Genomic DNA, 20,967 nt, shown 5'->3' on the forward strand with positions numbered 1-20,967 from the left:
ATTTTACTTGAACAGATCCGGTTCTATTTTATTGTTGTTTTTTAATTGATCTTCTTTTGCTCTTTTTTCAATGTTTCGATACATTTCATTTACATCAATACTTTTTCCATCCTGATTTTTCATTTGCACTACAGCTCCCGCAGGAAGAGTACTCATGGTCTGCTTCATATCCTTTGTAGGATCCAGCAGATAATCTTTCCATGCTTTTTTAAACTGCTTTTTGCTTATCTCTATTTCTTTACCTCCAAAACCTATGGTAGTAAGGCCGGGTATCTGAATATCTTCCTGTGAAGCAGCTTCTGTTTTCTTGTTACCGATCAGGGTCATTATATGAGAGCCTGTTTTATCCTCAATTTTAACAATAAGCCCTGGCAATCCATAGAATTTATAAGGACCATCCTGGAAAGGAATATCTGTAGAAAACCACGCTATCCAACTTCTTCCTCCATAATTGATGGTTGCTTTCTGGGTATTATACTCCCCTATTTTCTGCTTTTCGGGAAGAATTTTCCATTCAGGCTTTTGATCTTCCGGCATTTTATAACTGGTATTTCCAATGTTTTCTGAGAATGAAACACTGTAATCCGGATACTTTTTTATAACCGTTGAGGAAATTGTACCGGGCTTTATGTTTCTTTTGATATTAATACTGCCTCCAAATCCTCCCTTCATCTGCTTGGCAATATCAGCTTTTGTTGTTGAATCTGCTACAAACTTTTCACGGCTATAATATTTTGATCCGTTTTTATCAATGTCCAGAAACATAACATCACTTTTCACATCTGCTTTATTGGTAGAATCAGAGATGTATTTATAATCGTAAAAGAATCTGTTAACCTGTGCGTTGGCAAACACTCCTAAAAATGCTAATAAAATCAAATATTTTTTTCCCATAGTTATTTTAAATGGTATTAAAAAGGCTTTGTCAATTTCAGATTGGCAAAGCCTGATAAAACTTTATTTCTTTGTCTCGATTCTCACTTCCCCTTGCTTAAGATCTCCATTCTTCTGAGTATTGACATTTACTCTCGAGATATTCTTTGTATCTAATGAGTTCACATCATTCTGAGAAACTTCTCTTCCGTCAATGTAATATTTATAATTTACGTCATCAGTACCGGATATTTTAAACTTCTTCACCCCATTCATTGCAATGTTTCCGTTACCGTCTTTTTTGATAAAATCTGCATTCATTACGATAACTCCAGGTGAACCGCTGGTTACTTTAATAAAGGTACCATCTCTGAAGCTGGCTGATCTTTTTTCGGCTTCTGCACGGGCTTTTTCAACGTCTCTTCGGATTTTGTCCCCATCAATCCTGATTCTTTCACCTTCTACTCTTATTCTCTCTCCTTCAGCTCTGGCTCTGTCACCTTCCATTCGTGCCTTGTCTCCCTCTGTTCTGGCTTTGGTTGCTTCGGCCATAGCTTTTTTAGCTTCTGCCATGGCTTTTCGAACCTCCTCTTTTTCTTTGGAGCTGAGATCTTTATAATAAACTGTATTATTATTTTTAAAATAAACTTTATATCCTTTAGGCTCAGAAGGAGGTGTTGGCGGCGTTGGAGGTGTCGGAGGAACAAACTGCTTTGCTACTTTTGCGGCTTCTTTTCCCGCTTTTTTTGCTGCTCTTTCTATTTTACGAAGCTCTTTTTTGCTAAGAGGTTCCATATTTTCGAGCTCCTTCATCTGATTTTTCCATTCTGCAGAATTGAAATACTGATCAACTTCAACTTTTGAGGCAATCTCTCCTATTTCTGATGCCAGATTGCTTATTTCTTCTATTTTATCACTGAAAAGATCACTTTCAGGATCCAAACCTTTCAGCTCTTTCTCTTTTTCTTTTATCTTCTTTTCAAGACCTGCAATTTTTGTATGGTCTTCAGGTGATACGGTTTTCAGCTCTGCAATTTTTTCCTGACCAGATTTTTCAGGTCTTATTGTATCTTTCTTGATTTCTGAAACTGCTTTTGTTATAGAAAGATTGGTTTCTTCAATTTCTCTATTTTTAGCATTTACCAGATAAGCAAAAGCTATAGAGAATACTACCGGCAATGCAAAAATTCTTCGCGCATATCCGAATTTGGTTTTTGGTTTTTGTAACATCTTAAGTCTTTTTTTAAGGTTTGAACTTAGAAACGGACTGGTAACAGGCAACTGTGTTCCGGAAAAGTGGCTTGCTAAAAGCATCTGCGCAAATGCTTTGGTGTCCGATTGTTTTACGGCTTTTTTATCAGCCAGATATTCGTGGATTAAATTAATTTCTCTTTTAATGAGATGAAAAAACGGGTTGAACCAGAAAATAGAGGTAATAATCTCGATAAAGATTTTATCAAAAGAGTGTTTCTGTTCAATATGTACCATTTCATGCTTTAAAATCTGTTTTCCGATATCAGAATGCAGGGTGATTGTATTCTTCCAGAACAGGTTTTTAAAGTAGGAAAATGGAGCTTCGGTAAGGTCTGTACGGTAAAAGTTGATCCCGTCAAAACTTTCTTTCTGAAATTGGTTTTTAAACTGCTGGATTTTGAAAACCCCATACAGCAGCTTTCCTAAAAAATAGAAAGAAACCAGTCCCAGAGCTGAAAAAATAATGTTAAAATAAAGGTTACCATTGTCTATGTTTTTTTCTGTGTTAAAATTCTGAATCTTATCAAGAAGCATATACATATCATTATTTACCTCTATCGTAAAATCGTCTACTCTGATGAGTGGCAGCAAAAGTGAGATCACAATGGCGGCCAACAGATAAAATCTGTTATAATGATGGAATGTCTTGTCCTTTAAAGACAACTGGTAGTACAAAAATGTTACACCCGAACATAAAATAACTTTCCCAAAGTATAAAAGTATTGCTTCCATAGGTCTTAGTCTTTCTTTTTGAGTTCATCCAATAGCATCTCAAGATCTTCTACCGTCATTTCATTTTTTTCTACCAGAAATGAAACGGCACTTTTATAAGAACCTTTAAAATAGTTTTTCACAAGGCTCTTCATGGTTTTCCCGGAGTACTGTTCTTTTGAAACCAGCGGAAAATACTCATGCTGTCTTCCGTGTACAAGATAGTCTACAAATTCTTTATCCTTCAATACTTTTAAAATGGTAGAAACTGTATTGGTATGTGGTTTAGGTTCCGGGAAAAGATCAAGCACATCCTTTAGGAAGCCTTTTTCTAATTTCCACAAATACTGCATTACCTGTTCTTCTGCTTTTGTTAGAGTCTGAATTTTCATATCCTGTTCATTTATCAATTAAAGTGATATACAATCATCCAATTCATATCACTAATAAATTAGTTATACAAATGTAGAAATAAAAATGAATCAAACAACTATTTTTTTAGTGATAAAACGTTTAAAAACACAATGTATTGATAATCAACAACATAAAAATAGTTAAAATTTATTAAATTTTTAATGAATGGAATTATTGAGTGTCTATTTTACATAAAATCATTCACTGGGGTTATTATTTTGCACTAAAAGTACCTACTTATTTTTGGTCTTTAATCAATCTGAAAAAATTCTTGTCAATGTTTAGAACCTTGAAGGATAAATGCGGATCAAAGAAAAAAGACTAAAAAAATTCATAATCACAAATGTCAGATTCAAAGTAAAATTTGTCCTATTGATCAAATTTTTAGAAAAACATACATCAAAAACTCCTGAAATTTGAATAAAAACAAAGAGATATGAATCGTTTTTTGAAAAAACTTAATACAAAAAATATCCTGATTCTTGTGCTTGCAGTTTTTATTGGAATCCAGTTTTACAGACCTGAAATTGTGCAAAAGCCTATAACTGGTGAGATTCATGTTCCCAGTGATGTAAGGGCAATACTGCAGCGATCATGTTTCGACTGCCATTCTAATCAGACCGATCTGAAGTGGTTTGATCAGATTGCTCCGGCATACTGGCTGGTAGCAGATCATATTAAAAAAGGAAAAGAGGGACTGAATTTCTCTGAATGGGATAAACTGGCTCCCCCAGCACAAAATGCAAAACTTTGGGAAGCTTTTAACCAGATTAATCTGAAAGCAATGCCTCTAAAAAGCTATGAATTACTGCATCCTGAAGCTAAACTTTCTGAAAATGATATCCGCATTCTGAAAAATTATGTGACTTCTCTTGCCCCTAAACAAAAAATGGATACAGCAAAGGTTTCTGCTTATAACAAACAACTTAAGCAACTTAATACAACTTATACAGAAACATCTAAATCATTGTTTCCCACTGCGCTGAACGGAATCAGCTATATTCCTGATTATAAAAACTGGAAGCCGATAAGTTCTACAGAGAGATTTGATAATGGGACAATGCGTATCATATTCGGGAATGATATTGCTGTAAAGGCGGCAAAAGAACATAAAACCAACCCATGGCCAGACGGAACCATATTGGCAAAAGTAGCCTGGGACCAAATTATTGACAGTGACGGAAATGTCACTACCGGAGCCTTCAAGCAAGTGGAATATATGATTAAGGATTCTAAAAAATTCGCCTCTACAAAAGGATGGGGATGGGCAAGATTTTTATCTCCTAAACTGGAACCCTATGGAAAAACAGCAGACTTTGCCAACGAATGCATCAGCTGCCACCGCCCTATGAAAGACAATGACTTTGTATTTACCTCTCCTATTAACCATTAAGCTATGAAGAATCTGATTGTTTATTTAATAATATGCGTATTTGTTGTGAGCTGCAATTCCAAAAAACAATACGAGCCTGTGAATCAAAACGCTTCCCTTCCTGAAAGCTTTGATTTTAATGCCATGAACTTAAAGGTGGTAACCTCTTCAATCAACCATAAAAAACAGACCATGATGACGCTTTACGGAACTGATTCAGCAATTGATGATTTCAAGAATAGTGCTGGAAAGGTAGAAAGTCAAGAAAAAATATTGGCACTGGTTACCTGGTCACAGAAGGAAGATCCCTACTGGTACGGAGCCAAAATTCCCGATAATTTATTGTCAGTAGAAATTATTAAAAGCCGGCAGCCATTCTCGCAAAATTCAGGTATTGTGTATCAAAAATATGAAGGAAAAGAACTTAAAAAAGTTAATGCAGACGGAACAGACAGAATCCGTACAATTCTGGGTATGAAGCCTTCAATAATGCCTTAGCAAAGAAATTTGAAATCAAAACATTAAAAAATAATATTCATTAAAACTATTAAAAATGGAAAAATTTACATTCAGTTCAAGCCTGGTCACAGGATGTATTTCAGCTGCATTACTGCTTTTCACTTCTGTTGCCTGTTCAAAGGATAATCAGGACGAGTCATCTGATCCTGCCGTTAAAGAAGTACAATTGAGAAATGATGCCAGCCTTGGCAGTGTTCTGACCGATAAAGAGGGGCATACTCTTTATTATTTTGCAAACGATGCCACCGCTACCAACAATTGTACCGGCGGATGCGAACCGGTATGGCCTGTCTTCAATGTAGACAACCTTTCTGCGGAAAAACTGGGCTCAGGATTAGAGCTTTCGGATTTTACTACGATAACAACAGGTTCGGGGAAAAAGCAGGTTACTTACAAAGGAAGACCTCTTTATTACTATGCACCTTTAGTGAACGGAACCAACGTAAAAGAAGATGCGGGGAAAACCGGTGGAGAAAATATCGGAGGTGTATGGTTTGTAGCAAAACCTGATTACACCATTATGCTTACTAATGCACAATTTGTAGGACATGACGGAAAAAACTACACTTCCACTTATACGGAAGGTACAGGAAAGACATTGTATTTTACAGATGCGAAAGGAGTAACCCTGTACACCTTTAAGAATGATAAGCAAAATAAGAATAATTTCACTGCTTCTGACTTCTCAAATAATGGAGTGTGGCCAATTTATGAAACGGATAAAATTGTAGTTCCTTCCGGATTAGATAAAGCACTTTTCGGGTCTATTACCGTATTTGGAAGAAAACAGCTTACGTATAAAGGATGGCCGCTTTACCGTTTTGGTCAGGATAATATGGTGATGGGATCTAATAAAGGGGTTTCATTTCCTGCTCCGGGCGGGATCTGGCCTGTACCTGTGAAAAATATGGCAGCAGCTATGCCTTAATTTTGTGTTTTTATAGAAATCTAAATGCTAAATAGCGGTCGTGCTGCCGTACCGTTATTTAGCTTTTGTATCTTTGTTATTGCTTAACTGCCTGATTTTTATTTATGATCTATGCAAAATATATAAACACCAACGGAAGAAAGGTATTCAGGATTGATCCGAGAATCATTCTCTTTAGCGCTCTTTTTATGGGGATTCTGGCTTCAGTGCCAAAAATACTCCGTATGCATATTACATTGGGAGAGCTCACAATAGATTTTTCCATCTCCTTTTTATTCTCGCTGTTTGTATGGTATTTTAATATTTACAGTCTGCCGAAGTTTTCTATTCAGAATATATCTACAAGATTTTTTAATAAAAAACTGGCAATCAGCTTATCAATTGGAGTGGTAGTGATGGCTGCCCTGGTTCTTATTCATCATATTCTGTTTCCGAAATATGGGTTTAATACTATGGTACTGATGTATGAATTCCGTGGAATACTGATCAATCTCACGATTTATATGTTCCTGTATCTTTTGTATCAGACTTATAATTCTCAGCAGATTAAATTTGAACTTGAACAAATCAGAACAGACAATCTCAATGCACAATACGAACTGCTGAAACAGCAGATTAATCCTCATTTTTTGTTCAACAGTCTCAATACGCTGAAATCTATGATTGATATAAAAGATGAAAATTCCGGGGATTTTGTGGTGAGGCTGGCAGATTTCTACCGTTTTACTTTAGACAACAGAAAAATGGATCTTATTCCCTTAAAAAAGGAACTTACAATACTGGATGCCTATGTTTTTCTTCTGACCTCAAGATTTGAAGATGGTATAGAATTTAAAATAGATATTCCTGAAGAGCTCTTAAATTCTTATATTCCTCCATTTACGCTGCAGCTATTGTGTGAAAACTGTATAAAACATAATATTGTATCATTGGCTAATCCTTTAATCATCAAATTATACAGTGATCATGAATATATTATTATTGAAAACAATTTCCAACCCAAGAATATTCCACAGGAATCTGCCGGGATAGGTATTGAAAACATCAGAGAACGTTATAAGCACTTTGCTGAAAAAGAGCCGGCCATACTGCAAAATGAGCAAAATTTCACCGTCAAATTACCCATAGTAGATGAAAGTTTTAGTAATAGAAGATGAGATAAAAACCGCCAAGGCATTGGGGCGGATGATTGTTGCGGTACAACCGGAATCTACCATAGTACAGTATATTGAAAGTGTTGCTATGGCTGTTGAATATCTTTCCGGCGCTGAGATTCCTGATGTGATATTTATGGATATTCAGCTGGCAGACGGAAACTGTTTTGAGATATTCAGCCAGGTCAAAATAAATGTTCCTGTCATTTTCTGTACGGCCTTTGATGAATATGCTGTTGAAGCCTTTAAAAGTAACGGAGTAGATTATATTTTAAAACCTTTTGAGAAAAAAGATATTCAGTCGGCTTTTGAAAAAATCAACAACCTTAAAAACTTCTTTCAGAACTCCCCCGACAGAAAGCTTGAAGATATCCTGAATAATCTGACAACCGGAAGAGGAAAAACTAATTTTCTGGTCTTTTCCAACCATAAATACAATAATATTCCTGTCGACAGAATTGCCTGCTTTTACAGCCAGTTTGGAAGCACAGTACTCGTTACCTTCGATCAGAAAGAATATTCTATTCCGCAGTCATTGGATGAGATTGGGCAGCTGGTTTCGGGATCTCAGTTTTTTAGAATTAATAGACAATATCTGATCAACTTCACTGCAATTGTAGAAGTGGAACATTATTTCTCCCGAAAACTTCTTGTCAGCCTAAAAATTACAACTCCGGAAAAACCACTGGTTACCAAAGACAAGGCTTCCCGCTTTCTTCAATGGCTTGAAGAACGGTAAATGATCAATTAAAAAACGAAATATACAACAAATAAATCTCCGGTTATCATTGGAGAAAGCTACTATTTTGCCTTACCAGAAGTAGTTTCCGGAAATCAGAAATAGAAAAATAAAACTCAGCAACTACTGAAAATAGGAACAATTGAATATGGATCAAAAAAATAATATTGCAGACGGATTTATTCGCCGTAAATTTGGTTTTCTTGGCGAGGATTTTCTGGAAGAGCTAAAGACCCATGGCATCTACGAAAAAATAGAGGCACGAAAGGAAATTATACGCGAAGGTGACCGCGTCAAATATGTTTTGTTTTTAATAAAAGGCGCCATTAAAGTCTATTCTCTCAATGATGGCCGCGAACTTGTATACTATTATATTGGTAATGAAGAAAACTGTCTGATGACTTTTTCGTCAATTTTTAATAATAATATCAGTAAGGTATATGCCATGACGGAAGAAGATTCCGAGGTACTTTTGGTTCCGCTGACAGTTATGAGCAGGTGGCTGACAGCATTTCCCGCCATTAACAAAATATTTTTTCATGAATATGAAAGAAGATTTTCAGCGGTAATGGATATGATTAATGAAGCCATGTTCCATCATCTGGATACCAGGGTTCTGAACTATATTAAACGAAAAGTGATTTTAGCGGGAAATCAAACTGTAAAAATCAAGCATAGAGAAATAGCAGGAAGCCTGGGAACCTCAAGAGAAGTGGTGAGCAGAGTGCTTAAAAAGATTGAAAATGAAGGAAAGATCTTTAAAGATGAAGAAGGTAAAATAGGAACAGCAGATCAAATGCTTATTCCATTAAATAAATAATTCAACATATAAATTAATAGTAAAATCTTTTTTAAATGAAAAAAATACTTTTTATCGGAATGGTGCTTATTGGGATTGTAAGCCTTTCATCATTTATTAAATCAGACGATTCTACAGGTCCGAAACCTGCAAAATCAATTTATGATTTTAAGATTGAATCCATAGACGGCGGAAAAATTGATTTTTCTGATTACAAAGGGAAATACATCCTTATTGTAAACACTGCCTCCAAGTGCGGGTATACGCCTCAATACAAAGGATTGGAGCAGCTTTACAAAGATTACGGTGATAAACTGGTTGTTGTGGGTTTCCCATCTGACAATTTTGCAGATCAGGAGTTTCATGATAATGTGGAAATCAAATCTTTCTGCGAAAAGAATTATGGTGTAACCTTTCCTCTTACCACTGCTGTAGATGTAAAAGGCTCAAAAATTACTCCTGTATTTGATTTTCTTACCCACAAATCCCAAAACGGAGTAATGGATGCGAAAATAAGCTGGAATTTCAACAAATTCCTGATCAGCCCCGAAGGAAAATTATTAGAGTATTTTGATTCTAAAGTGGTTCCTGAAAGTGAAAAAATCACTCATTATTTTAAATAAGTAATTCTAAAAAAACACTGCTATGAATATGATAGCAGTGTTTTTTTATTCATTTGATCTTATTATTTACCATTACATTTTTAAGCTCCCTTTATTAAAATACTGAATAACATTTTTTCCAAAGAAAAGCAATTCAAACAGATCAATTGAGTTTTATTAACACTTTCCAATTACAAAAATCACTTCAATAAAGACCCTGAACGCATCATTTTTACAACAATGAATACTTTACATTATAAATTTGTTAAAATTTATTAAATAAATATTAAAATGTATTTGTTTTAACCGGGAAATTATATTTATTTTAGTGCTTTAAAAATTTCTCATGAAAAGATATAATTTATTGATTGTACTATTACTGCTTATTTTCAATGTTACTACAGCACAAAAGAAGGGTTCTCCTGCTGCCGATCTTAGCATATTAAAAGATACGAAATCAAAAATAGAAGCTACCGTTCCATTGGTAATTCAGCATCTTCAGACGATTTCTACCAAGGAGGGGGATAATAATATTGTGAACAACGGAAAAATAGCAGTAGGTAAACAATATGGCATTTTAGAATCTGAATGGTATTTATACAGAAACAATATGAAAAACTGTATCCTGAACAATTCTTCCAAAAAAGCTAAGAAATGTATGGAATATCATAACAACATGTTCAGAGGTACAATGATTAACTACAACAATTATATTACCAACCTTACCAGAAAGAACGGGTATCTGGGTGTTGAAGGAGATACAAAATTCGAATTTAAGCCTGCTGATATCGCTACAAAACTAGGGGAAGCTTACCTGAATGCCAATGAGGCTGCAGGAAGAATGAAAGCTGATCAGAAAAGAGACTTTTTAGGACAAACAATGTCTGATGACAACAAGCTTACGCCTTATGCTCAACTGGCTCAATAATAACTGAATCAGATTAAAAGATAAAAAAAAGAGAACTGCAGTTTGCGGTTCTCTTTTTTCATTTAAAAGCAAAAAATCTCTGTCGGAAAAAGCAGTTTTGTGGTACTAATCATAAAACCCTTGGGGAAAAAGTAGAAAATTAGACAGAGATTTTTTTGCATACACTCTACAGATCAACTGTCCTACCCATGATCTGTAAGAGCTTTACAAAAATAGGGCTATACACTTCTGCAAGATGGAAATCCCTGTAGAATTAAACGTTCAGAATTGTAGAACTAATACTACTTTCAAAAAAAGAAACATCCATCTTTCATCTTCCAACTCTTATCCTGGGCAATTATATCTGGCTCCACCAATAGTAGTAATTGTGCAGTCCGTCATACTCAAATCCACAGCGTGGATATAATGTATTTCCGATATCATTCGTTTTCTCTGTTTCCAGCATCAGTCCGCATGCTCCTGTTTCTTCACACCATTGCTTACTGCGATCTATTAATGCTACCGAAATCCCTTTTCCTCTGTAGCCGGGATGAACAAACAAATCGCTTAACAGCCATTGCTTTTGTAATTTGGTATAGTGAAAGAGCTTATAAAGCTGTACAAATCCTACTACTTTGTCATCCGTCACCACAAGAAAAATATCTGATTCGCTGTTTAAAAACCGTTCTTTGAGAAAAGCTTTTCCTTTTTCAACATCTGATTCCTGTCTGTAAAAAACACGGTAAAGGTTAAATAATTCTGCCGCTTCATCAAGATCTTCAAGACTTGCTTTTTTAATACTGTAATTCATAGTTATGTATTTTAATTAACACGGCAAAAGTAGGCCTAAACAGGACTGGTTTTGAGATCCAGATTAGTATTATACAGATAGTCCAATACTTTTAATTCTTATCCATAAAAGATGAATTCCGCATGTTTCGGATTTTATTATGATGAACAACTTCAGAATTTTGCAATATAAAATCAATCCAATGAAAGACAGTATTCAAAAAATAGAAAATACAGACTGGCAACACGTTACGGAAACAATGCATAAAAACGGATATGCTGTAATTCCTAATCTGTTATCAGATAATGAATGTGAACAATTAAAATCCAACTACGAACATTCCGCTCTCTATAGAAAAGCAGTAGTCATGGCCAGATATCGTTTTGGATTGGGAGAATATAAATATTTTAATTATCCATTGCCTGAAATCATTCAGACCTTACGAACCAACATATATCCTCATCTGGCTCCTATAGCTAATTCATGGTTCAACGCTTTACATATTGACATTCAATTTCCATTGAATCATCAGGACTTTCTTGAACAATGTCATGTTAACGGGCAGCAAAAAGCTACAGTCTTAATTTTGAAATATGCAGAAGGAGGATTTAATACTTTGCATCAGGATTTATATGGAGATATGTACTTTCCTATTCAAATGGTGCTAATGCTCAGTGAGCCCGATCATGATTTTACAGGAGGAGAATTTGTTCTTACCCAGCAGATTCCCAGAGCACAGTCGAAAGCTATTGTTTTAAAACCTAAAAAAGGAGATGCACTTATTTTTACCACTCAATTTAAGCCTGAAAAAGGAACTAAAGGATATTACAGAGTGAATATGAAACACGGAATAAGTGAGGTAAAAGAAGGCAGCCGATATGCTTTAGGAATTATCTTCCATGATGCAATAAGTTAGCTATGTATCAACAACCATACATTATACATTACAATGATCCGGCATACTCAAATATCAGGTGAAGATCTGAGAAGTAAAATTCACAGCAAAGAAATTGTCTTTGGGGGAAATAAAAAATTAAAAATCTATGGATTATTGAGCTGTGGATCAGGTAAAAGAATGAAAAAGGAAAACAGGGTTTTCTTCATGGATGAAAAAGAAGCACTGGAAAATAAGTTCCGGCCTTGTGGACATTGCATGAGGGAAGCTTATAAAAAATGGAAGGAAGAAATGAATATTTATATTAGTTAAACTCAAAGGTTTAATAACTTAGATCAAATTTTTAAGGAAGCAAAGACGGAATCAACTTCATTGATTCTTTCTAAGCTAACGCATGCCATATACTTTCATTATCTGATTTCTTTTTAATCCACCATATAAATTAAGTCATAAAAACGTGTGTCTTAGTGTTATTCCAGCCTGAGGTTGTTTCACTTTGTTCGCAATGAATGGCTCATAAATAAAAAAGAGAAGCAATATCATATTGCTTCTCTCGTTTAGTAGCGGGAACCGGACTCGAACCGATGACCTTCGGGTTATGAGCCCGACGAGCTACCTACTGCTCCATCCCGCGGTGTATTTTTAGAGTGCTTACCGAAAGCACTTGCTTAGTAGCGGGAACCGGACTCGAACCGATGACCTTCGGGTTATGAGCCCGACGAGCTACCTACTGCTCCATCCCGCGGTGTATTTTTAGAGTGCCTACCGAAAGCACTTACTTAGTAGCGGGAACCGGACTCGAACCGATGACCTTCGGGTTATGAGCCCGACGAGCTACCTACTGCTCCATCCCGCGGTGTATTTTTAGAGTGCCTACCGAAAGCACTTACTTAGTAGCGGGAACCGGACTCGAACCGATGACCTTCGGGTTATGAGCCCGACGAGCTACCTACTGCTCCATCCCGCGGTGTATTTTTAGAGTGCTTACCGAAAACACTTGCTTAGTAGCGGGAACCGGACTCGAACCGATGACCTTCGGGTTATGAGCCCGACGAGCTACCTACTGCTCCATCCCGCGATATTGGATTGCAAAGGTACGAATATTTTTTACAAATCCTAATTTTTCTTTTAAATAAAGGACTTTTATGAAAACTATTTTATTATTTGTATCTTTGTTTTATGGCAAAAATATTAAAAATTTACCCAGACAACCCACAGGAAAATCTTGTGAATGAGGTTATTAAAACCCTAAATAATGGCGGGCTGATTATCTATCCTTCGGATACGATTTATGCGTTAGGCTGCAATATTTTTGACATAAAGGCCATGGAAAAGCTGGCACAGCTCAAAAAAATGAAGCTGGAGAAGTCTAAATTCTCAATTATCTGTAATGATCTGAGCCACCTTTCTGATTTTACAAGACCTATCGACACCTCAGTTTTCAGATTTCTGAAAAGTCATCTTCCCGGACCGTTTACTTTTATTCTTGAAGCGAATAAAAGCTTACCTTTAGCCTATAAAGGTCATAAAACAATTGGTATCCGTGTTCCTGACCACCCGATTCCACAGCTTATTGTAGAAAAACTGGGACATCCTATTGCTTCCACATCCATTAAAGATGATGATGAAATCATTGAATACTCTACTGATCCTGAGTTAATTGCAGAAAAATATGATCACTTAGTAGATATTGTGATTGATTCCGGATATGGAGATAATGTGGCTTCCACTATTGTAGACCTTACTTCAGGAGAACCGGAGATTATCCGTCAGGGAAAAGGGACTATCTAGTTTAAAAATTCAAGGTTTAAGGCTTAAAATCCAAGGTTTACGATTGACAGATTAGATTATGGGGATTAATGGGAAGTATTCTATAGGAATTTTACTCACTTTTGTTATTTTGGCTGGCGCAATGCTTTATGCTTTCCCTGCTGTTACCATGATAACGGGTGTAAGAGGCATTACGGAAACTAATTTTCTCCTTACCAGATGTATAATTTGGGGGATCTTTTTCATTGTATTTCTCTACAGTTTTATCATCGAAAAAGGATCTTTTCTATTAAAAAAAGATATTAGATATTCCCTATTATTCTATATAAAGGCGGTTATCTGTCTTTATCTTATCTGTAGTATCGGCGGAGCGCTGTTGAATGTAATCATCCATTTTCTGGTTCAGGAAAAGATCAGTGACAAGCTTTTCGACCTTACTTCTATTTTTAAAAACAATTATTTTTTACTTATTTTTACATGCTTTACAGCTGGAGCAGTTGAAGAACTTCTGATGCGGGGGTATGTACAGCCCAGGATTGAAAAACTATACAATAGTCCCACTTTAGGCATAATTTTTTCTGCAGTTTTATTCGGAATTTTGCACAGTACTTACGGAACCATAGGTCAGGTTGTTATCCCTTTCTTTATTGGAGTTGTATTTGCTGTATTTTATAAACGCTATTCAAATATTAAAATCCTGATCATCTGTCATTTTATGATTGATTTTATCTCTCTGATGGCTATGAATTTTATGAATATTAAACACTTATCTTTATTGTAACATTATGAAAATTATAACATCACCTGCCAAATTAATGAATGTAGAAAACTCAACAGATCTGTTGAAATCTTCTACCCCGAAATTCATTGAAGAAGCAGCATTGATACAATCGTATTTAAAAGAAAAATCACCAAAATATCTTTCCGAGCTGATGGAAATATCCCCTAAGCTGGCCGATGAAAACTGGGAAAGAAATCAGAAGTGGAAATCTAAACCTACGGCAAAAGAATCAGCTCCGGCCATGTTTGCATTTGCTGGAGAAGTTTACAGAGGACTGGATGCCAAGACGCTGGATAAAAACGCTGTAGATTATCTGCAGAAGAATTACAGAATGCTTTCCGGATTGTATGGTCTGCTGAAGCCTTCGGATAAAGTAATGCTTTACAGATTGGAAATGGGACGTCCTTTTCAGTTTGAAGAATACAAAAACCTATATGAATTCTGGAGAGAAAAAATCACGGAACAACTGAATTCTGAAATGAAAAAAGGAGAAATCCTGCTTCACCTTGCCAGCAACGAATATGGGAAAGTCATCGACAGAAAGAAACTTAATCACAAAGTAATTGATTTCGATTTCTACGAATTAAAAGATGGAAAACTGAAAACTATTGTAGTCTACACCAAGCATGCAAGAGGACTTGTAGTACGATTCTGTGCGGAAACCAATGCCAAAACGCTGGAAGATGTAAAGGCATTCAACTATGAAGGGTACAGAATTGATGAAGAGAAATCTACAGATACAAAACTGGTTTTTACAAGATAAATGACAATCTCAGCATTTAAACAATATTTCAAAACAGAACTTTCCGGCCTTTATACTGAGTCGGAAAGTGCATTTTTATCGTCACTTTTCATTCATCAGATTGTAGGTTTTGATCATTTTCAGCAAAGACGGTTTTCTGAGCAGGAACTTCTGATTGATGACGAAAAAAAGCTTTCTGAGTTAATTTCTGAACTTAAAACGGGAAGACCTTATCAGCAGATTCTTGGGGAAACTGAATTTTACGGTATGAAATTCTTTGTGGATGAAAATGTACTAATTCCCCGTCCTGAAACAGAAGAATTGCTGGAAATTGCCATTCGGGAAATTCAACATTCAAAGTTTAAGATTCAAAGTTTAAAGATTTTGGATATAGGAACCGGAAGTGGTGTGATACCTTTGGTTTTAAAAAAACATTTTCCGGAAGCGAAAGTTTCGTCCATAGATTTTTCTGAAAAAGCACTGGAAACAGCTAAAAAAAATGCAGACTTCCATCAGTTGAATATACATTTCATTCATGACGATTATCTTCATTTTGAGCCGATTGAAAGCTATGATATTATTATTTCAAATCCGCCTTATATCGGAATTGAAGAAGAGATTGAAATTGCTGATTCTGTGAAGGAATTTGAACCTAAAATGGCGCTTTTCTCCCCGACTTCCGATGCGTTGATCTTTTACAGGAAAATTGCAGAAGATGCTAAAAAACATTTGAATAAAGACGGGCTTTTGTTCTTAGAAATCAACCAGAAATTGGGTCCCAAAACGCTGGAACTCTATCAATATTTTTCTAACGCCCAATTATTGAAGGATTTATCCGAAAATGACAGGTTTATTTTTGGCAGGAAATAAATTAAATAACCACTAAACACCATGCTAATCCAATCTCACGAAATCAATTCTATAAAAATTGCGGAAATTATTTCCGATGACATCATCATCCGATCTGCTCAGGACGGGCTTGATCTTATGGGAAATATTTATTATCAGGGATTTGATAAAGTTATTCTGTACGAAAAAAATATTACTCCAGAATTCTTCGATTTAAAAACAAAAATTGCGGGAGAGATTTTGCAGAAATTTTCCAACTACCGTATCGGGTTGGCCATTGTAGGGGATTTCAGTAAATATGAAAGTAAAAGTATGAAAGATTTTATTTTTGAAAGTAATAAAACAAAACACATTAATTTTGTGGAACGACTGAAAAATGCATTGGAAAATTTTTCAGAATAAGCTCTTTTACAATTCTTTATAGTGAAAAAATTGAAATTTTCCTTCATTTCCTAATATTAACACCCCCATAAAATCTATTTTTTAAACATTTCTCAACATAATACAAAAATTTATATATTAAAAATAATCTCATTAACTTGTGAAATATATAAAATTTTAAACCAAAATATATTAATTATTAATAAAAATTCATAGAATTAATTCTATGAATTTCAATTTTTGGATATTTCTTTGTACATTTGCAAAAAACACGAGGGAATATGAATCTTACTTATTTAAGGGCTTATACAGCTAAATAATTCAATTTACTTTTTCGATTATTTCAGATAAGGCATAGAACTGTCCACTATGAGGCATAATGCTATATCTGTTATTGGCTTTTAGGAACCCAAAAGTTTCTACGTACTATATTCTATGAAAACAATTCATTATTTAAATGAACTGTTTATGATACTTATTCCTTATTTAGAAAAAATCTGGCTGAAAAAATGCTTGCAAAAAAACAAAAAAAACATACAGATACAAAAATTATTAAGAACATCATGATTAAAAAATTATTTCTACCAATCGTTTTAGTAAGTTCATTATCATATGCACAAATTGGGATTAACACATCCAACCCAGACACGAGTGCAGCTCTCGATATTTATAGCCAAAGTAAAGGGATGCTGATGCCAAGACTTACTACAGCACAAAGAAATGCCATAGTTAATCCGGCCAGCTCACTTCTTATCTATGATACTGATAAAAAATGCCTTAGCCAGAATGTAGGAACGCCAGCCAGCCCAGATTGGTTGTGCATCAGCAACAATGCTGTAAAAATGTTTTACATGCCAAGTGTTTCTTTCGATACTTCCACTACCGCAACGGGTAGAACCAAAGACTTATATACACTATATAAAACTCAGTTCGGGTCTCCAAGAGCAAAGAGCACCAGTGCCCCTGCATCTATTCCTTTTTTCCCGTCCAGCAAAGACATCTATTATTATGTAACAGATGCTGATCCTAATGTATTCAGTAATATAACGATAACTGATGATGGTCTCATGAAGTATGATGTAAAAGCAGCTGCTACAGACTGTTCTTTTATTAATATTGTTTTTGTTGTCAAATAATTGAGCTATGATAAAAAGTACCTCAATTGTACAATACAAAAGACTTTTGCTCGCATTTCCGCTGTTTATGCTGTCTCAAAATATGAAGGCACAGAATGAACAGGGAACAGGATATCCGTATTTTGTGAACTTTACCCAGGGGTTACAGCCTCAGGAAGCCTATAAAGTAGCTACAAGCGGTGTTCAGAATGATGCTACTTTTACTACGGACGGACTACGACTGACGCGAAGCGTGAATAATATTTCAGGAGGGGTAATCCTTGCTGATAAAATATTCAAAAGTGACCAGGGAATCAAGTTTGAATTTGAATTTGCCATTTATGGAGGAAACACTAACGGAGGAGATGGTATTTCTATCTTCTTAGTAGACGGTTCCATTCCTAAAGACCAGCTTAATCTAGGATATTTTGGTGGTGGATTAGGATACAGCTTTGTACGTGGTGGCGAATCTACAGAAGGGCTTAGAGGCGCTTACCTAGGAATAGGTCTGGATGAATTCGGGAATTTTAAAACAAGCTTTAACCAAGGTGAAAGAGTAAGAAACGGAATTTTTGGAGTAAGTTTAGCCGATGGAAGAAGCAATATTACTTTAAGAGGTAAACGTGGAAACCAGTACCTTTCTTCAGCTGAACCTGCCGGATATAATGGTTATCCAATGCTTTACAGTACAGCTACTAATGCCTCTCCTTCCAGCAACAACAGATCTGCTTATCTTGATACTGCAACGGGAAAATATATTGGTATTAAAAATACAACTCTTCAGCAATTTAGTATTGAAAGTGGCGGAACAACCATTCCTGCTACCGAAAGTGATGCAAGATTCCGTAAAGCATATGTAACATTGACACCCAATCCTGCAGGAGGTTATAATATAACCCTGGAAATACAGCACGGAACGGTGAAGGAAAAAGTGATTGATAATTATTACTACCCTACCTCTGTAAAATATACTGAAACTACGATCTCCAACAGCACAGTGAGAACTTTAGATACTTCAGCGCCTGCTACTTTCAGAATTGGATTTGCTGCTTCTACAGGAGCTGCTAAAAACATCCATTTATTGAAAAACTTAGGGGTTACAAGACCTTATGCTGCCGAAGTTACAGATGATTTGTTTGCAGGCTGCCCGGGGATCAAATCAACGTATTATCCTTTGCTTAATGATGCAGCTTATTCTTCAGCAAGCGGTCAAAACCCTCCAACGCTTTCCTATAATAACCTTGATTTCAATTCATTCAGGTTTTTGGATAACAACGGAGCAGTGATTCCGAATATTACAGGCGGGATCTATACCAACAGCCAGGGAACCTGGACCTACTTCCCTACTACCGGAGCGCTTTCTTTCAGACCAGCGGCTGGATTTACAGGAGTTGCCCAGATACAGTATGACATTAAAGGTGGTGGAAGCAATGGTACTGAGGCTCCTTACAATAAGGAAGAATACAGATCATTGCCTGCACTGGTACAGGTTAATGTTTCAAGCACGAATAACTGCAGCAAGGCCTGCGTTATCTCTAACAAAAATGTAACTCAGTACATAAAAAGATAATTTGATATTTGATAAAACCAGCTTTTAGGAGCTGGTTTTTTTATTACAGGGTTTTTAATAAAGTACTGAACGGCTTCTTCGATGGCTTTATCAATTGGCTGATATTGAATGCCCAATTCCTCTACTGATTTCTGATTAGAATAATAATTATTGATTTGCAGTGCTTTCATATTGGAAGAACTCAGATCTGTTTTTATGCTTAACTTCCTCAAACCATCACCAATCAACCCAAGAAAGCTTAAAACCATATCAGGAATAGCAATCATAACTGGATTTTGATGGGTAACCCAGTTTACTTTCGTAAAAAATTCTTTATAGCTTAAATTTTCATTGGCTAAAAGATATTTCTCGCCGTTTTTACCGTTTTCAACAGCGTTCAATATTCCTATTGCTGCATCTTCTGCATGCACAAAATTCTTTCCTCCTTTCGGATAGAAAACCAGCTTCTTCTTCCAAGCCCAAAAGATGATTTTTCCTGAACTTGGTTTGCTGTCGTACGCTCCAATCATAAAGGTTGGATTAACAATAACAACCTCTACATTTTTACGGTTCTTTAAAAGGTAATCTTCCGCCGCCAGCTTACTTCGAGCATAGAACGAATGGATAAAAGGATAAATCTGCGGTGCTTTCTCAGTTCCCCAGAAGGCTGTGTTTCCAAATCCTAAAGTATTGGCCGTACTCACAAACAAAAACTTTTTTATCCCCATCAGTTCTGCATGGGTAAAAAGATTCACAACAGCTTCATAGTTTACTTTCTTATATTCATCATAACTGATAAGATTCTGGCGTGTTTCTGCCGCAATATGGATAATACAGTCTATATGAATAAGATGTGCCGAGATATCGGATGAAAGATCCGCTTCCACCAGCTTCAGATTCTCGTTTTCTTCACCCAGCCAGCTGCTTTTTTTGCGCACCAGAGCAATAACAGAATAACCATTTTGTAATAATTTAAGAATGACATTAGTTCCCAGAAGCCCGGTTGCTCCGGTTACACATACTTTTTTCATGCTTCGATCTCTCTTTTTATAGCCTGGGTCATCAACGGAAGTTTGATCCATATGGGTAAAATTTTCATTACCAGCCAGCTGATTGGATTCACCATAATTACGGAATCTTTTTTAAATAACTGGCGAATGCAGTAAGATGCTACTTTATCAGGATTTAAAAGTGTTAATTTACCCATAAAACCCTGTTTTTCTATTCTTTCACATACATCCTTATTGGTTTTCATTGCTCCGGGATTCACAACGCTTACAAAGACGCTGGTATCTTTCAGCTCTTCATGAAGTCCTCTTGAAAATGAATGGATAAAACTTTTGGAAGCGGGATACACGGTTTTAAAGCCAATGGGAGAAAAAGCTGCCATACTTGAGACATTCAGAATATAGGCTTTAGGCTGTTTTAAAAGATTAGGAAGCAGTTGGTGGGTAATCAGTGAAGTGGCTGCTACATTCACCTGCAAAATGGTGTTGATATAGTCAGAAGAAGCTTCTGTAAATTTCTTCGTTCCGCCAAGCCCTGCATTATTGATGAGAATATGAATATCAAAAGACTGATTAAGCCATTCTGTGAGCTTCATTACATTTTCATGAACAGAAAGATCTGTTTCGTAATAGTGAACTTTTACATCATACAAACCCATTAAATCTTCAGAAAATTCTTTGAGATTTTGGTCTGGAAGACTTACAAGAATAACATTAATATTTTTCTTTGCGAGATTTTCAGCGAATGATTTACCGAGCCCCTGACTTGCTCCTGTAACCACAGCATATGATTCTTTGGTATCCATACGTTTAAAT

At 35.8% G+C, this 20,967-nt stretch carries 23 protein-coding genes and 5 tRNA genes; 17 read left to right on the forward strand and 11 right to left on the reverse strand.

Annotation, left to right across the window (positions count from 1 at the left end):
- Nucleotides 1-3 precede the first annotated feature (3 nt).
- The 3 genes from CLU97_RS11595 to CLU97_RS11605 form a co-directional block, all read right to left on the reverse strand.
- Nucleotides 4-894, reverse strand: coding sequence for a GLPGLI family protein (locus CLU97_RS11595; RefSeq protein ID WP_121488065.1), 891 nt, complete (start codon nucleotides 892-894; stop codon nucleotides 4-6).
- Between the two features lie 63 nt (nucleotides 895-957).
- Entirely contained in the window at nucleotides 958-2,859 is a 1,902-nt protein-coding gene (locus CLU97_RS11600) for a M56 family metallopeptidase (protein ID WP_121488066.1), read from the reverse strand.
- Nucleotides 2,860-2,864: 5 nt separating this feature from the next.
- Nucleotides 2,865-3,230: a BlaI/MecI/CopY family transcriptional regulator gene (locus CLU97_RS11605; protein WP_121488067.1), complete on the reverse strand. Its 366-nt coding sequence runs from the start codon at nucleotides 3,228-3,230 to the stop codon at nucleotides 2,865-2,867.
- A 458-nt stretch (nucleotides 3,231-3,688) separates the two neighbouring features.
- Between CLU97_RS11605 and CLU97_RS11610 the strand changes: the two genes are divergently transcribed.
- From CLU97_RS11610 to CLU97_RS11645, 8 genes are all read left to right on the forward strand, one after another.
- On the forward strand, nucleotides 3,689-4,645 hold the full coding sequence (locus CLU97_RS11610) for a heme-binding domain-containing protein (protein WP_121488068.1): 957 nt from the start codon (nucleotides 3,689-3,691) through the stop codon (nucleotides 4,643-4,645).
- Between the two features lie 3 nt (nucleotides 4,646-4,648).
- Nucleotides 4,649-5,122, forward strand: coding sequence for a hypothetical protein (locus tag CLU97_RS11615; RefSeq protein ID WP_121488069.1), 474 nt, complete (start codon nucleotides 4,649-4,651; stop codon nucleotides 5,120-5,122).
- A 55-nt stretch (nucleotides 5,123-5,177) separates the two neighbouring features.
- Nucleotides 5,178-6,071 (forward strand): hypothetical protein, encoded by an 894-nt coding sequence (locus CLU97_RS11620; RefSeq protein WP_121488070.1) that lies wholly within the window; start codon nucleotides 5,178-5,180, stop codon nucleotides 6,069-6,071.
- Between the two features lie 224 nt (nucleotides 6,072-6,295).
- Nucleotides 6,296-7,228, forward strand: a complete 933-nt coding sequence (locus tag CLU97_RS11625; RefSeq protein ID WP_228437661.1) for a sensor histidine kinase — start codon at nucleotides 6,296-6,298, stop codon at nucleotides 7,226-7,228.
- A complete protein-coding gene (locus CLU97_RS11630) occupies nucleotides 7,203-7,964 on the forward strand; it encodes a LytR/AlgR family response regulator transcription factor (RefSeq protein ID WP_121488072.1) in 762 nt (253 codons plus the stop codon). The genes CLU97_RS11625 and CLU97_RS11630 overlap by 26 nt, the downstream gene beginning before the upstream one ends.
- A 148-nt stretch (nucleotides 7,965-8,112) precedes the next feature.
- Entirely contained in the window at nucleotides 8,113-8,784 is a 672-nt protein-coding gene (locus CLU97_RS11635) for a Crp/Fnr family transcriptional regulator (RefSeq protein ID WP_121488073.1), read from the forward strand.
- A gap of 35 nt (nucleotides 8,785-8,819) precedes the next feature.
- Nucleotides 8,820-9,386: a glutathione peroxidase gene (locus CLU97_RS11640; RefSeq protein WP_121488074.1), complete on the forward strand. Its 567-nt coding sequence runs from the start codon at nucleotides 8,820-8,822 to the stop codon at nucleotides 9,384-9,386.
- 325 nt (nucleotides 9,387-9,711) lie between these two features.
- On the forward strand, nucleotides 9,712-10,293 hold the full coding sequence (locus CLU97_RS11645) for a hypothetical protein (RefSeq protein ID WP_121488075.1): 582 nt from the start codon (nucleotides 9,712-9,714) through the stop codon (nucleotides 10,291-10,293).
- Between the two features lie 337 nt (nucleotides 10,294-10,630).
- Here the strand turns inward: CLU97_RS11645 and CLU97_RS11650 are convergent, their stop codons facing one another.
- Nucleotides 10,631-11,083, reverse strand: a complete 453-nt coding sequence (locus tag CLU97_RS11650; RefSeq protein WP_121488076.1) for a GNAT family N-acetyltransferase — start codon at nucleotides 11,081-11,083, stop codon at nucleotides 10,631-10,633.
- A 181-nt stretch (nucleotides 11,084-11,264) separates the two neighbouring features.
- Between CLU97_RS11650 and CLU97_RS11655 the strand changes: the two genes are divergently transcribed.
- Entirely contained in the window at nucleotides 11,265-11,978 is a 714-nt protein-coding gene (locus tag CLU97_RS11655; protein ID WP_121488077.1) for a 2OG-Fe(II) oxygenase, read from the forward strand.
- 33 nt (nucleotides 11,979-12,011) lie between these two features.
- Nucleotides 12,012-12,269: an Ada metal-binding domain-containing protein gene (locus CLU97_RS11660; RefSeq protein ID WP_121488078.1), complete on the forward strand. Its 258-nt coding sequence runs from the start codon at nucleotides 12,012-12,014 to the stop codon at nucleotides 12,267-12,269.
- Nucleotides 12,270-12,518: 249 nt separating this feature from the next.
- Here CLU97_RS11660 and CLU97_RS11665 read toward each other — a convergent pair.
- From CLU97_RS11665 to CLU97_RS11685, 5 genes are all read right to left on the reverse strand, one after another.
- Nucleotides 12,519-12,591: transfer RNA gene (locus CLU97_RS11665), tRNA-Met, on the reverse strand.
- Between the two features lie 38 nt (nucleotides 12,592-12,629).
- Nucleotides 12,630-12,702, reverse strand: a tRNA-Met gene (locus CLU97_RS11670).
- A gap of 38 nt (nucleotides 12,703-12,740) precedes the next feature.
- Nucleotides 12,741-12,813, reverse strand: a tRNA-Met gene (locus tag CLU97_RS11675).
- Nucleotides 12,814-12,851: 38 nt separating this feature from the next.
- Nucleotides 12,852-12,924 (reverse strand) — tRNA-Met (locus tag CLU97_RS11680).
- 38 nt (nucleotides 12,925-12,962) lie between these two features.
- Nucleotides 12,963-13,035, reverse strand: a tRNA-Met gene (locus CLU97_RS11685).
- Nucleotides 13,036-13,136: 101 nt separating this feature from the next.
- On the opposite strand from CLU97_RS11685, the gene CLU97_RS11690 reads away from it, so the two are divergent.
- The 7 genes from CLU97_RS11690 to CLU97_RS11720 all read left to right on the forward strand — a co-directional run bounded on the left by CLU97_RS11690 (nucleotide 13,137) and on the right by CLU97_RS11720 (nucleotide 19,165).
- Entirely contained in the window at nucleotides 13,137-13,748 is a 612-nt protein-coding gene (locus tag CLU97_RS11690) for an L-threonylcarbamoyladenylate synthase (RefSeq protein ID WP_121488079.1), read from the forward strand.
- A gap of 58 nt (nucleotides 13,749-13,806) precedes the next feature.
- Entirely contained in the window at nucleotides 13,807-14,508 is a 702-nt protein-coding gene (locus CLU97_RS11695) for a CPBP family intramembrane glutamic endopeptidase (RefSeq protein WP_121488080.1), read from the forward strand.
- A 4-nt stretch (nucleotides 14,509-14,512) separates the two neighbouring features.
- On the forward strand, nucleotides 14,513-15,271 hold the full coding sequence (gene yaaA / locus CLU97_RS11700) for a peroxide stress protein YaaA (RefSeq protein ID WP_121488081.1): 759 nt from the start codon (nucleotides 14,513-14,515) through the stop codon (nucleotides 15,269-15,271).
- Nucleotides 15,272-16,120, forward strand: coding sequence for a peptide chain release factor N(5)-glutamine methyltransferase (gene prmC, locus CLU97_RS11705; RefSeq protein ID WP_121488082.1), 849 nt, complete (start codon nucleotides 15,272-15,274; stop codon nucleotides 16,118-16,120). It begins immediately after the preceding gene.
- A 21-nt stretch (nucleotides 16,121-16,141) separates the two neighbouring features.
- Nucleotides 16,142-16,501, forward strand: a complete 360-nt coding sequence (locus CLU97_RS11710) for a DUF4180 domain-containing protein (protein ID WP_121488083.1) — start codon at nucleotides 16,142-16,144, stop codon at nucleotides 16,499-16,501.
- Nucleotides 16,502-17,043: 542 nt separating this feature from the next.
- A complete protein-coding gene (locus CLU97_RS11715) occupies nucleotides 17,044-17,616 on the forward strand; it encodes a hypothetical protein (protein ID WP_121489722.1) in 573 nt (190 codons plus the stop codon).
- A gap of 7 nt (nucleotides 17,617-17,623) precedes the next feature.
- Nucleotides 17,624-19,165, forward strand: a complete 1,542-nt coding sequence (locus CLU97_RS11720) for a lectin-like domain-containing protein (protein ID WP_228437663.1) — start codon at nucleotides 17,624-17,626, stop codon at nucleotides 19,163-19,165.
- Here CLU97_RS11720 and CLU97_RS11725 read toward each other — a convergent pair.
- Both CLU97_RS11725 and CLU97_RS11730 read right to left on the reverse strand, forming a co-directional pair.
- Nucleotides 19,147-20,226 carry an NAD-dependent epimerase/dehydratase family protein gene (locus tag CLU97_RS11725; protein ID WP_228437664.1) on the reverse strand — a complete coding sequence of 360 codons (1,080 nt, stop codon included), beginning with the start codon at nucleotides 20,224-20,226 and terminating at the stop codon, nucleotides 19,147-19,149. The genes CLU97_RS11720 and CLU97_RS11725 overlap by 19 nt on opposite strands.
- Nucleotides 20,172-20,957: an SDR family NAD(P)-dependent oxidoreductase gene (locus tag CLU97_RS11730; protein WP_121488086.1), complete on the reverse strand. Its 786-nt coding sequence runs from the start codon at nucleotides 20,955-20,957 to the stop codon at nucleotides 20,172-20,174. The genes CLU97_RS11725 and CLU97_RS11730 overlap by 55 nt, the downstream gene beginning before the upstream one ends.
- Nucleotides 20,958-20,967 lie beyond the last annotated feature (10 nt).

Origin of the sequence: Chryseobacterium sp. 7, from assembly GCF_003663845.1 — a bacterium.
Taxonomy (GTDB): domain Bacteria; phylum Bacteroidota; class Bacteroidia; order Flavobacteriales; family Weeksellaceae; genus Chryseobacterium.

What these genes read in the sequence shown, in the direction of transcription:
- CLU97_RS11600 (WP_121488066.1), bottom strand. Translation starts at nt 2,859, where the DNA reads ATGGAAGCAATACTTTTATACTTTGGGAAAGTTATTTTATGTTCGGGT.
- CLU97_RS11630 (WP_121488072.1), top strand. Translation starts at nt 7,203, where the DNA reads ATGAAAGTTTTAGTAATAGAAGATGAGATAAAAACCGCCAAGGCATTG.
- yaaA (WP_121488081.1), top strand. Translation starts at nt 14,513, where the DNA reads ATGAAAATTATAACATCACCTGCCAAATTAATGAATGTAGAAAACTCA.
- CLU97_RS11655 (WP_121488077.1), top strand. Translation starts at nt 11,265, where the DNA reads ATGAAAGACAGTATTCAAAAAATAGAAAATACAGACTGGCAACACGTT.
- CLU97_RS11725 (WP_228437664.1), bottom strand. Translation starts at nt 20,226, where the DNA reads ATGGATCAAACTTCCGTTGATGACCCAGGCTATAAAAAGAGAGATCGA.
- CLU97_RS11720 (WP_228437663.1), top strand. Translation starts at nt 17,624, where the DNA reads ATGATAAAAAGTACCTCAATTGTACAATACAAAAGACTTTTGCTCGCA.
- CLU97_RS11695 (WP_121488080.1), top strand. Translation starts at nt 13,807, where the DNA reads ATGGGGATTAATGGGAAGTATTCTATAGGAATTTTACTCACTTTTGTT.
- CLU97_RS11635 (WP_121488073.1), top strand. Translation starts at nt 8,113, where the DNA reads ATGGATCAAAAAAATAATATTGCAGACGGATTTATTCGCCGTAAATTT.
- CLU97_RS11690 (WP_121488079.1), top strand. Translation starts at nt 13,137, where the DNA reads ATGGCAAAAATATTAAAAATTTACCCAGACAACCCACAGGAAAATCTT.
- CLU97_RS11605 (WP_121488067.1), bottom strand. Translation starts at nt 3,230, where the DNA reads ATGAAAATTCAGACTCTAACAAAAGCAGAAGAACAGGTAATGCAGTAT.
- CLU97_RS11640 (WP_121488074.1), top strand. Translation starts at nt 8,820, where the DNA reads ATGAAAAAAATACTTTTTATCGGAATGGTGCTTATTGGGATTGTAAGC.
- CLU97_RS11620 (WP_121488070.1), top strand. Translation starts at nt 5,178, where the DNA reads ATGGAAAAATTTACATTCAGTTCAAGCCTGGTCACAGGATGTATTTCA.
- CLU97_RS11650 (WP_121488076.1), bottom strand. Translation starts at nt 11,083, where the DNA reads ATGAATTACAGTATTAAAAAAGCAAGTCTTGAAGATCTTGATGAAGCG.
- CLU97_RS11730 (WP_121488086.1), bottom strand. Translation starts at nt 20,957, where the DNA reads ATGGATACCAAAGAATCATATGCTGTGGTTACAGGAGCAAGTCAGGGG.
- CLU97_RS11710 (WP_121488083.1), top strand. Translation starts at nt 16,142, where the DNA reads ATGCTAATCCAATCTCACGAAATCAATTCTATAAAAATTGCGGAAATT.
- CLU97_RS11715 (WP_121489722.1), top strand. Translation starts at nt 17,044, where the DNA reads ATGATTAAAAAATTATTTCTACCAATCGTTTTAGTAAGTTCATTATCA.
- CLU97_RS11615 (WP_121488069.1), top strand. Translation starts at nt 4,649, where the DNA reads ATGAAGAATCTGATTGTTTATTTAATAATATGCGTATTTGTTGTGAGC.
- CLU97_RS11610 (WP_121488068.1), top strand. Translation starts at nt 3,689, where the DNA reads ATGAATCGTTTTTTGAAAAAACTTAATACAAAAAATATCCTGATTCTT.
- CLU97_RS11625 (WP_228437661.1), top strand. Translation starts at nt 6,296, where the DNA reads ATGCATATTACATTGGGAGAGCTCACAATAGATTTTTCCATCTCCTTT.
- prmC (WP_121488082.1), top strand. Translation starts at nt 15,272, where the DNA reads ATGACAATCTCAGCATTTAAACAATATTTCAAAACAGAACTTTCCGGC.
- CLU97_RS11645 (WP_121488075.1), top strand. Translation starts at nt 9,712, where the DNA reads ATGAAAAGATATAATTTATTGATTGTACTATTACTGCTTATTTTCAAT.
- CLU97_RS11595 (WP_121488065.1), bottom strand. Translation starts at nt 894, where the DNA reads ATGGGAAAAAAATATTTGATTTTATTAGCATTTTTAGGAGTGTTTGCC.
- CLU97_RS11660 (WP_121488078.1), top strand. Translation starts at nt 12,012, where the DNA reads ATGATCCGGCATACTCAAATATCAGGTGAAGATCTGAGAAGTAAAATT.